General features: G+C 62.3%; 9 protein-coding genes. 5 read left to right on the top strand and 4 right to left on the bottom strand.

Going from position 1 to position 10,310, the window contains the following annotated elements; translation table 11 throughout:
- The first annotated feature begins 658 nt into the window (after nucleotides 1-658).
- On the top strand, nucleotides 659-1,747 hold the full coding sequence (locus MNI96_RS21085; RefSeq protein WP_249696389.1) for a DUF262 domain-containing protein: 1,089 nt from the start codon (nucleotides 659-661) through the stop codon (nucleotides 1,745-1,747).
- Nucleotides 1,728-2,267 carry a HEPN domain-containing protein gene (locus MNI96_RS21080; RefSeq protein ID WP_249696388.1) on the top strand — a complete coding sequence of 180 codons (540 nt, stop codon included), beginning with the start codon at nucleotides 1,728-1,730 and terminating at the stop codon, nucleotides 2,265-2,267. The genes MNI96_RS21085 and MNI96_RS21080 overlap by 20 nt, the downstream gene beginning before the upstream one ends.
- Before the next feature lies 1 nt (nucleotide 2,268).
- Here the strand turns inward: MNI96_RS21080 and MNI96_RS21075 are convergent, their stop codons facing one another.
- On the bottom strand, nucleotides 2,269-2,739 hold the full coding sequence (locus MNI96_RS21075) for an Lrp/AsnC family transcriptional regulator (RefSeq protein ID WP_249696386.1): 471 nt from the start codon (nucleotides 2,737-2,739) through the stop codon (nucleotides 2,269-2,271).
- A gap of 226 nt (nucleotides 2,740-2,965) precedes the next feature.
- Between MNI96_RS21075 and MNI96_RS21070 the strand changes: the two genes are divergently transcribed.
- The 3 genes from MNI96_RS21070 (at nucleotide 2,966) to MNI96_RS21060 (ending at nucleotide 5,939) form a co-directional block, all read left to right on the top strand.
- The gene (locus MNI96_RS21070) at nucleotides 2,966-3,994 is read left to right on the top strand and encodes a mitochondrial fission ELM1 family protein (protein ID WP_249696384.1); all 1,029 of its coding nucleotides are present in this window, start codon (nucleotides 2,966-2,968) and stop codon (nucleotides 3,992-3,994) included.
- 20 nt (nucleotides 3,995-4,014) lie between these two features.
- Nucleotides 4,015-4,980, top strand: coding sequence for a thioredoxin-disulfide reductase (gene trxB / locus MNI96_RS21065; protein ID WP_249696405.1), 966 nt, complete (start codon nucleotides 4,015-4,017; stop codon nucleotides 4,978-4,980).
- A 62-nt stretch (nucleotides 4,981-5,042) separates the two neighbouring features.
- A complete protein-coding gene (locus MNI96_RS21060) occupies nucleotides 5,043-5,939 on the top strand; it encodes a LysR family transcriptional regulator (RefSeq protein WP_249696382.1) in 897 nt (298 codons plus the stop codon).
- Between the two features lie 559 nt (nucleotides 5,940-6,498).
- Here MNI96_RS21060 and msrP read toward each other — a convergent pair.
- The 3 genes from msrP to MNI96_RS21045 form a co-directional block, all read right to left on the bottom strand.
- Entirely contained in the window at nucleotides 6,499-7,464 is a 966-nt protein-coding gene (gene msrP / locus MNI96_RS21055) for a protein-methionine-sulfoxide reductase catalytic subunit MsrP (RefSeq protein ID WP_249696380.1), read from the bottom strand.
- A 145-nt stretch (nucleotides 7,465-7,609) separates the two neighbouring features.
- On the bottom strand, nucleotides 7,610-8,995 hold the full coding sequence (locus MNI96_RS21050; RefSeq protein WP_249696378.1) for a DHA2 family efflux MFS transporter permease subunit: 1,386 nt from the start codon (nucleotides 8,993-8,995) through the stop codon (nucleotides 7,610-7,612).
- Between the two features lie 180 nt (nucleotides 8,996-9,175).
- Nucleotides 9,176-10,306, bottom strand: a complete 1,131-nt coding sequence (locus MNI96_RS21045; RefSeq protein ID WP_249696376.1) for a PQQ-dependent sugar dehydrogenase — start codon at nucleotides 10,304-10,306, stop codon at nucleotides 9,176-9,178.
- Nucleotides 10,307-10,310 lie beyond the last annotated feature (4 nt).

Here is a 10,310-nt window from a genome sequence, read left to right as displayed (position 1 = left end):
GATCCGGGGCCTATTGGTTCCCAGAGCAGCGGCGAGTAGGCCAGAGCGCCCACCGCCCGCTCCCGCCCCTGCGGAGGAGTAGGCGTGCAGCCGACGGCCAAACGGGAACCGGTGGCGCTGCAGGTGCGTCGATTGTCTGACAGGACGAACCAATCGGCCTGTTCGGGGCCGCCGTCTCATTTTTTGCGAATTTCGAGAGCGATTTTTGCAAAATTCTTATCGAAATTCGCGACGCTAGATCAGGTCGAATAATCTAATAATTTCAATATCATAAACCTGAAAATCACACACCCGCTCGATTTTTTTCGAGACTTGGCTCTCAATCGCCGCTCGCTACTTATCCCCGCAGCGGAAGCCGTCTATCCCCGCCGGGCGAAATCATCTATCCCCGTTTTCGCTGCCCTCCGGCACATACCGCCAAGACCCCGCTTCGGAGCACTTGTCCCCGCTCGCCTCGACCTCTGCCGTCCCGCCCGTCCTTCGTCATTCCGGGCAAGGCGAAGCCGCGAACCGGAATCGGGGTGCCATGGCGCCTGCCGCGTTTGCCGATCCCGCCCGCCGGCGCCGCTCCCCGGATAGCAATTTTGAGTGCAACTTCAATAGACAGGCGTTATTTGTTTAATGCTTACGTCGTCAAAGCGATTCGGGAACTGCCCCTATGCATAATGATATCGAAGAAGACATCCTTAATACCGAAGAAGAGAATGACGAAACTCCATTCGTTGAGTTCGACATCGCGGTCTCGCCTGCCGACCCGACACTCGAACTCCTTGCGAACAAGATAATTGACGGCGATTTAATCGTACCTTTTTATCAGAGAAAATACGTATGGAGAATCGAACAAGCGTCTCGCTTGATTGAGTCATTTCTAATGGGACTTCCTGTTCCACAAGTATTTTTATACGTTAACGACGAGGATCAACTTGAAATCATAGACGGACAACAAAGAATTATGTCTGTTAGGTATTTTTTTGAAGGATATTTTGGCGAACCGGATACAAAAGGAAGAAGACAAGTATTTCGCCTAAAAGGACTCTCCGAGCGCTCCGAGTATAACGGAAAGACGTTCAAGGAACTATCACCCAGAGATCAAAGAAGACTAAGAAACACATCTCTTCGCGCAATACACATCAAACAACTGAAGCCAAGCTCTCGAAATGATAGTGTTTTTCATATTTTCGAGCGCCTAAACACCGGCGGAACACAGCTAAAACCACAAGAAATCCGAAATGCCGTATTTCGCGGGAAAATAACTGAAGAACTTAAAAATCTAAACAACAATCAAGACTGGTGGGGAATACTGGGAATAAAAAAATCTGATAAAAACCAAAAAGATATAGAGATAATTCTTAGGCTTTTCTCTCTCTTCGAGATTTGGAGCGAGTACGAAAAACCTATGCTCAAGTACCTCAACGATCAAATGTCCGCGAATCGTGATTTCGATTCGGAGCGAGCAAACAGATTCAAAAATCGCTTCCCGCAGGTAGTTAAGCTTGTAGCCGATAACCTGGACCGTCCGTTTCGACCGCGAGGGGTTATAAATTCAGCGATGCTGGAAGGAATTATGGTAGCTCTCCTTGAAAATCCTCAGGTTACTGGGACGCAAATTAAAACGAGATATGCTGCGCTAGCTAATGACTCAACGTTTAATGCTGTCCTACGCGGCGCAACAACGGACACCCAGACTGTTCGTGAGCGGATAAAGCGCGCCAAAGCGGTGATCGACAATGTCACGCCTGGAGATTGATGAACATTTTAGGAAAATCGGCTCGCTAGTTGAGGAGATAAATAACAGCTTACCTGGCGATCTCGCATTCACATCTACACAACTACGAGCAGATTTAGCCGGACTCCTAGTCGTCGCAATAGCTGCAACTTACGAAACCTGCGTCAAAGAGATTATTTACAACTACGCAAATGGTCACAATGAGATATTCGGCGGCTTCACACAGAGAAATTACGCTCGACTAAATAGCAGGATAAGGATACCCGATCTTCAAAAATATTGTGAGCTCTTTGGAGCAACAAACAAATTGGCCTTTAAGAATAAACTAAAAACAAAAAAGAAAAATATCATGGAAAGAGTTGGCATAGACATCGAAAAATCATTTGATCAAATACTTGACTGGAGGCATGATTTTGCGCATTCGTGGAATAGAAACACAACAATCGAAGAAGCAATCAAAACACACACCTACGCAAAGCGCGTGATCTATTGCTTCGACCACGCGCTTCGCTGCGACAAGCAGAGTGAACATTTGAACTAGCTCACTCCTTCACCGGCACCACGGGTTCGTTCTTGGTCTGGCGAATGGTGAGGGCCGTGCGCACGCTGTCGACATTGGGCGTGGCGGTGAGTTCGCGGATGATGAAGTTCTGGAAGGACTGCAGGTCCGGCACCACGCATTTCAGGAGGAAATCTACCTCGCCGGACAGCATGTAGCTCTCCCGTACCTCGGGCCAGCTCTTGACCTTGTCCTCGAAGGCGTTGAGGTCGCTTTCGGTCTGCGAATGCAGCCCGACCATGGCGAAGGCGGTGACCTCATAGCCGAGCTGTTTTTCGTCCAGCAGCGTGCGGTAGCCGGTGATAAGTCCGGCCTCCTCGAGCGCGCGCACGCGGCGCAGGCAGGGCGGCGCGGAAATGCCGACGCGGCGCGCCAGTTCCACATTGGTGATGCGGCCATCCGCCTGCAGCTCTTTCAGAATGTGCCAATCAATCGCGTCGAGGCGAATTTTCACGCTGGTCTCCTTCACAAATCGCTGGCACAGACATGTCGTCGCCCATTCGCCGAATACGGCGGCCGGGCAAGCCGCGCCGCCCGGGGTCCGGCAGGCGGGAGGACCGGCCGGATGGGCAAGGGACGCGGTGCCAGGCGCACGATGGGGGCCGTCAGATCGTGCCTCCTGTTCATCCGGGCACTTATGATTCTTTGCCGAAACCTGCAACACTATATCAACACAGGTCATGACGAAGAAATATCCGGAAAGCGAAACCGCACAGGAACCGGCCACCGCCTGGGTGCTGACCGACGGCAAGGCCGGCGACGAGACCCAGTGCCTCGCCGTCGCGGAGGCGCTGGGGATTGAGGCCGAGCGCCGGCGCGTGGCGCCGCGCGCGCCCTGGTCCTGGATCATGCCGCGCCTCGGCCTGATCGACCCGCGCGAGGCGCCCTTTCGGCCCGGCAGCCCCATCGCCCCGCCCTTTCCCGACCTCGTCATCGCCTCGGGCCGGCGCGCGGTTTCCTATCTCGCCCGCATCAAGCGCGACAGCTTTGGGCGCACCTTCACCGTGTTCCTGAAGGACCCGCGCACCGGCGCGAAGGCGGCGGACCTGATCTGGGTGCCCGAACACGACCCCTTGCGCGGCGACAACGTGATCGCGACGCCGAGCGGGCCGCACCGGTTCTCGCAGGACCGCCTCGCCGCCGCGCGCGCCGCGCCCCTCCCCGACATCGCCGCCCTGCCCCGTCCGCGCGTTGCCGTGCTGGTCGGCGGCGACAGCCGCAACCACCGTTTTTCCGACGGGGACATGGCGCAGCTGGCGCAGGGGCTGGCGCGGATCGCCGCGGAAGGCGCCGCGCTGATGATCACCGCCTCCCGCCGCACGCCGCCGGCGCTGGCGCGCGCGTTGCGCAAGCTTGCGGCAAGCGGGCCGCACCTCATGTGGGACGGGAGCGGGGACAACCCGATGCTCGACTATCTCGCCAATGCCGATGCGGTGGTGGTGACGGCGGACAGCGCCAACATGGTCGGCGAGGCGCTGGCGAGCGGGCGGGCAGTGCATGTTTTCCACCCCAGCGGCGGACACCGCAAATTCGATGCGTTTCTGGGGGCAGTTTCGGCAAGGAACGCCGTGCACCCCTTTCCCGGACCGCTTAAAGTGACTACCTGTGAGCCGATCGATTCAACCCCGGTGATCGCCGAGGCGATCCGGCAGCGCCTTGCGGCGCATCGCGCAAGGCTCGCGCGAGAGACGACCGGCGAACGGACATGACAGGCAAGGACGACGAAGCGATGGCCGAACAGCACCACAAACTCCTGATCGTCGGCTCCGGCCCGGCCGGCTATACCGCAGCCGTCTATGCGGCGCGCGCCATGCTGGAGCCGGTGCTGATCACCGGCATCCAGCCGGGCGGCCAGCTGACCATCACCACCGAGGTGGAGAACTATCCGGGCTTCGCCGACCCGATCCAGGGTCCCTGGCTGATGGAAGAGATGCGCAAGCAGGCGGAAAACGTCGGCACGGCAATCGTTTACGACACGATCCTGTCGGCCGACCTGTCGGTGCGCCCGTTCCGCCTGACCGGGGACAGCGGCACCGTCTACACCTGCGACGCGCTGGTGATCGCCACCGGCGCGCAGGCCAAGTGGCTGGGCATCGCGACTGAGCAGGAGTTCATGGGCGCCGGCGTCTCGGCCTGCGCCACCTGCGACGGCTTCTTCTATCGCGGCAAGGAGGTCATCGTGGTCGGCGGCGGCAACACCGCCGTGGAAGAGGCGCTCTATCTCGCCAACCTCGCCTCCAAGGTGACGGTGGTGCACCGGCGCGATTCCTTCCGCGCCGAGAAGATCCTGCAGGACCGGCTTGCCCGCAACGGCAAGATCGAGGTGATCTGGGACAGCGTCGTCGAGGAAGTGCTCGGCGGCGGCGTGCCCAAGACGGTAACCGGCGCGCGCATCCGCAATGTCCACACGGGCGAGACCCGCGACATTTCCGCCGACGGCTTTTTCGTCGCCATCGGCCACGCGCCGGCGGCGGAGCTGTTCAAGGAGCAGCTGAAGATGAAGCCGTCCGGCTACATCTGGACCGCGCCGGACAGCACGGCGACCTCGATTCCCGGCGTTTTCGCCGCCGGCGACGTCACCGACGAGATCTATCGCCAGGCGGTGACCGCGGCCGGCATGGGCTGCATGGCGGCGCTGGAAAGCGAGCGATTCCTCGCCGAACTGGACATTGCGGAAGTTCAGGCTGCCGAATAGGCTGTCTTCCGGGAGGCTTCGGCCGAAATCGCTGGAACTGACGAGAACAGACCGAGGGTGTCGTGCCGCTTGACTGGGACAAGCTGAGGATTTTCCACGCGGCCGCGCAGGCCGGCAGCTTCACGCATGCCGGCGACATGCTCAACATGAGCCAGTCGGCGGTCAGCCGGCAGGTCAGCGCGCTGGAGCACGACCTGAAGGTCCCGCTGTTCCACCGGCATGCGCGCGGCCTGCTGCTGACCGAGCAGGGCGAGGTGCTGTACCGTACCGCGCGCGAGGTGTTCATGAAGCTGGAGGCGGCCCAGACCCGGCTGACCGACAGCCGCGAGAAGCCGACCGGTGCCCTGCGCATCACCACCACCGTCGGCCTCGGCTCGACTTGGCTGACCGAGCGGCTCAACGAGTTCATCGACCTCTATCCGGAGATGGACTTGAGGCTGATCTTCGACGACGACGAGCTCGATCTCGGCATGCGCGAGGCGGACGTGGCTATCCGCCTGCGCCAGCCGACGCAGCCGGACCTGATCCAGCGCAAGCTGTTCACCGTGCACTTCCACGTCTATGCCGCGCCGGGCTACATCCAGCGCTTCGGCGCTCCGAAGTCCGTCGCCGCCCTCGACGGCCACCGGATCATCACCTTCGGCGAGCATGCACCGCCCTATTTGCGCGACATGAATTGGCTGGAAACTGCGGGTTTGCCGCCCGGCGAGTCCCGTCGCTGCGTGCTGCGGGTCAACAATGTGGTGGCGATCAAGCGGGCCGTCCAGCGCGGCATCGGCATCGCCATGCTGCCGGACTATATCAACGAAGACAGCTCGGGCCTCGTGCAGTTACTCCCGGAGGCGGAGGTGCCGAGTTTCGACACCTATTTCGTCTATCCTTCCGAGCTGAAGAACACCGCGCGCATAGCCGTGTTCCGCGACTTCCTGTTGGCCAAGGCCGAGCGCTGGACCTACTAAAGGCGGGCCACCGGGCTCCGCCTCTTGTTGCACCGCAAATTTCGAAACAAGCCTCAGCGTGACGACCGGCGCCCTTGCGCGACGTGCCGATAGAGCAGGCAGAGGCTGCGCAGCCTGCTTCGCTCGACGGCACGGCACACCTGCGACAGGCTGCCGCAGTGGCGTGAAATCAGGCACTTCGCCCGTCAACGGAGCAAGGTTTCCCGCCAAATCGCCTAGCCGCGCAGACCTCGGCGGAGCGCCTTGCGGAATATGCATAGCAGACCTGCAAGAGTGCTTCTTGCATAGGCGCGTTGTGCACTGCATATAAGCAGCAGGCTGTTGGTCTGCTTCGTCGCTACCTCCTCCCAGCGACGTGTGATGCGACCAGCTGTTCCCCTCTGGAAGGTGATTTCGCCACGCATGTGGCAAAATCGAATAACTGCCGGGCCCTATGGCCCGGCATTTTTTTTGCCTGAACGCCGCCCCCTCCTCCGCACTTCCATGAAAAAGGCCCGGCGCAGGGCACCGGGCCTCGATGTCGTTCGGCGGGGAAGCCAGCTGAGCGGGCGGAGCGCCTTCACATGTAGAGGTTCTCGCCCTCCAGCCCCTTGTAGAGGTCGGCGACCTGCTCGCCATAGCCGTTGAAGAGCTGGGTCGGCACCTGCTCTCCGGTCGGCAGCAGCTGCTCGCGCGCCTGGCTCCAGCGCGGATGCGAGACCTCCGGATTGACGTTGGCCCAGAAGCCGTATTCCGCCGACTGGATCTCTTCCCAGAAGCTGACCGGGCGCTCCTCCACGAAGGAGAAGCGGACGATCGACTTGATCGACTTGAAGCCGTATTTCCACGGCACCGCGAGGCGCAGCGGCGCGCCGTACTGCTTGGCGAGCGGCTTGCCGTAGACGCCAGTGACCAGGAAGGCGAGTTCGTTGGTCGCCTCGGCCAGCGTCAGACCCTCGACATAGGGCCATGGATACCAGGACGCCCGTTGGCCGCTGGCCGTGTCGGGATCCATGAAGGTCTCCATGCGCAGGTACTTCGCCTCGGGCCTCGGCGAGGCAAGGCGCACCAGCTCGGCGAGCGGGAAGCCGGTCCACGGCACTGCCATTGCCCACGCCTCGACGCAGCGGAAGCGATAGAGCCGCTCCTCCAGCGAGACCTTCTTCATCAGGTCGTCGAAATCAAGCACCTGCGGATTGTCGCAAAGCCCGTCGATCTTCACCTCCCACGGGCGGATCTTCAGCGCCTGTGCGGCGGAAGCTATCTGCTTGTGCGAGCCGAATTCGTAGAAGTTGTTGTAGATCGAGGTGACCTTTTCCGGCGTGATCTCGCGGTCCAGCGTGTAGGCCTCGTTGCGCGTCGCCGGATAGAGCCCCGCATTGGGATCTTCCTCGGCAAAGGCGGCACGCGGGAGCCCTGCTCCGCCGGCAATGGACGCGCCGGCGATGCCGAGCCCTGCAAGAACCGAGCGGCGGTTGAAGAAGACAGCCTCGGGCGTCGCCTCGCGCTCGGGCAGCTCCCAGCTGCGTTTGCGGATGATGTTCATCGTGATGCGTCCTCTCCCAGTCCCGTCAGGACGTCCTTTCCGGACATCTCATGCCTTGTGACCTAGCGCGCACGCCCCACCGCGGCAAATCAAGTGCGGTTGAACACCCGTGCCGGGCCCGTGAGCCATGCCCTCGTCCGCCGGCTCACGGCAGCTCGCGCAACCGGTGGCCGGAGGACTCCTGACCGGCCGAGGCCGGCAAGAAGGCGAAGATCGGCACGGAGACCAGCGCCAGCACCGCCGTCACTGCGAAGGCGATGTGGAAGTTGACGAGGCCCAGCGTGTCGCCGGTGACCCAGCCCGTCGCCTCCAGCACGAAGCCGGCCAGCGCCACGCCCAGCGCCAGCGAGACCTGCTGGAACACCGAGCTCAGCGCTGTCGCCTGGCTGGCCTCGTTGTCGCCGATGCTGGTGAACATCAGCCCGTTCGACGAGGTGAACAGGAAGGAGCGGGTGAGCCCAGCGCCGTAGAGCACCAGCACGAAGATCCAGACCGGCGTGCCGGGTACGAAGCCGACCATGGCGAAGGACAGCAGCGCGCCGCCCAACGAGGCGACCACCAGCGCCATGCGGAAGCCGACGGCCGCGAGCGCCCGCTTGACGATGAACTTCATCGAGATGGCGCCGAAGGCGCCGGTGAAGGTGATGAGGCCGGACTGGAAGGCGTTGTAGCCGAAGCCCGTCTGCAGCATCAGGGGCATCAGGAACGGCATGGAGCCGGACGAGATGCGGAAGATGTTGGTGCCGAGCAACGTCAGGCCGAAGGCCCGGTTGCGCAGCAGGGCCGGATCGAGGATCGGGTTCGCCCGCCGCCTTGCATGGACCAGATAGGCGAGAAGTGCGCCGAAACCGACAAGCGTCGTCACCAGCCCGACCGTCGGCGGCAGGGCCGGCAGGCTGATCACCGACAGGCCGAAGACGATACCGGCCGCCGCCGTTCCCGTCAGCAGGAAGCCGGTCCAGTCGAGCTTGGAGGTCTCGCGCCTCGGGATCTCGGGCAGGTAGATGCCGCAAAGCCAGATGCCGGCGAGCCCGATCGGTACGTTGATGATGAAGATCCAGTGCCAGGACAGGTAGGTGGTCAGGAACCCGCCGAGCGGCGGCCCGGCCATCGGCCCGATCAGCCCGGGTATGGTCATCAGGGTCATCGCATGGACCAGGTCCTTCTTCTGGAAGGTCCTGACGAGAATGAGCCGGCCGACCGGCACCATCATCGAGCCTCCCATGCCCTGCAGGAAGCGCGAGAGCACGAAGGTGAGCAACGAGTTGGAGAAGGCGCAGGCGACAGAGCCGATGACGAAGACGACGATGGCCCACCGGAAGACGCGCTTGGCGCCGAACTTGTCCGCTATCCAGCCGCTGACGGGAATGAAGATCCCCAGCGCCACCAGGTAGGAGGTCAGCGCCAGCTTCAGCGCGATGGGGCTGGTACCCAGGTCCTCCGCGATCACCGGCAGCGAAGTGGCGATGACGGTGGAATCCATCATCTCCATGAAGAACGCAAAGGCGATGATGAGGGGGATGCTGTTCATGACGACCGGGAGCGCGGCGGGGGAAGGGATCGGAGCCGCACGTCCTCAATAGCGCGAAAGCTGATGTCTGCAAATGCATGAAACGGCAAAACTGTCCGGACCGGAAGGGCAAGGGCCGGGCAGCGCCTGCAGCACAGCCCGGCCGGTATTGTCGCAGCAGATCGGAACCGGCGCAGCCGGTCAGCGCGCGCCGGAAATCCGGTAGATCGCGCCGTCGCCCTCGTCGGTAGAGAACCACAGCGCCCCGTCCGGCCCATTGCGCAAGGTCCGGATACGCCCGTACTCGCCGGCAATCAGCCGCTCTTCCGAAACGACCCTGCCATCCGCCACCTCGAGCCGGGAGATCAGCTGGTCCTTCAGCGCCCCGACGAACAGGTCGCCGCGCCACTGCGGCACCGCATCGCCGGTGTAGAAGGCCATGCCGGAGGGCGCGATGGACGGATCCCAGTAGTGGACCGGCTGCTCGTAGCCCTCCGCCTCGGTACCGACGCCGATGCTGAGGCCCGAATAATGCCGGCCGTAGGAGATCACCGGCCAGCCGTAATTCTTGCCGGGTTCGGGAATGTTGATCTCGTCGCCGCCGCGCGCGCCGTGCTCCACGGTCCACAGCACACCCGTCTCCGGCTCGATCGCCGCGCCCTGGATGTTGCGGTGGCCGGTCGACCAGATCTCGGGCAGCGCCTGTTCGCCGCTCGCAAAGGGGTTGTCGGACGGGATCGAGCCGTCTGCCGCGACCCTGAGCACGGAGCCGGCATGGTCCTGCGGGTCCTGCGCCCTATCCTGCTGGCCGCGATCGCCCAGCGTCACGAAGAGCGTGCCGTCGGGCGCAGGAACGATGCGCGAGCCGAAATGCCGTCCGCCGGAGCTCTTGCGGTTCATGCTCACCAGGACCTTCACGTCCTCCAGCCGCGCGGCACCGTCCGTGACCACCAGCCGGGCGCGCGCGGCGGCCGTGCCTGCCCCGCCCTGTCCCGGCTCGGAAAACGTGAAATAGACCGTACCGGTCTCGCCGTAATCCGGGGCAACGACGAGGTCCAGCAGGCCGCCCTGCCCCGAGGCGCGAACCTTTGGCACGCCGGCGACCTCGATGCGGCTGTCGCCGCCGGGCGAGACGAGCAGCATGCGCCCTTCGACCTCGTTCACCAGCAGCGAGCCGTCTGGAAGAAAATCGAAGCCCCAGGGATAGGAGAGGTCGCCGACGACCCGGTCGACCGAGAAGCGGACGTCGCCCGCCGTGTGGACGGACTGGGCGGAAACGCTGACGCAGGCAGCGGCAAGAACTGAGCTGCCCGCAAGAACGGTGGTGGCCAATCGC

Source organism: Stappia sp. WLB 29 (assembly GCF_023507705.1).
Taxonomy (GTDB): domain Bacteria; phylum Pseudomonadota; class Alphaproteobacteria; order Rhizobiales; family Stappiaceae; genus Stappia.
Note: the sequence above shows the minus strand (reverse complement) of the source record. Positions and strands in the feature narration are given on the sequence as shown.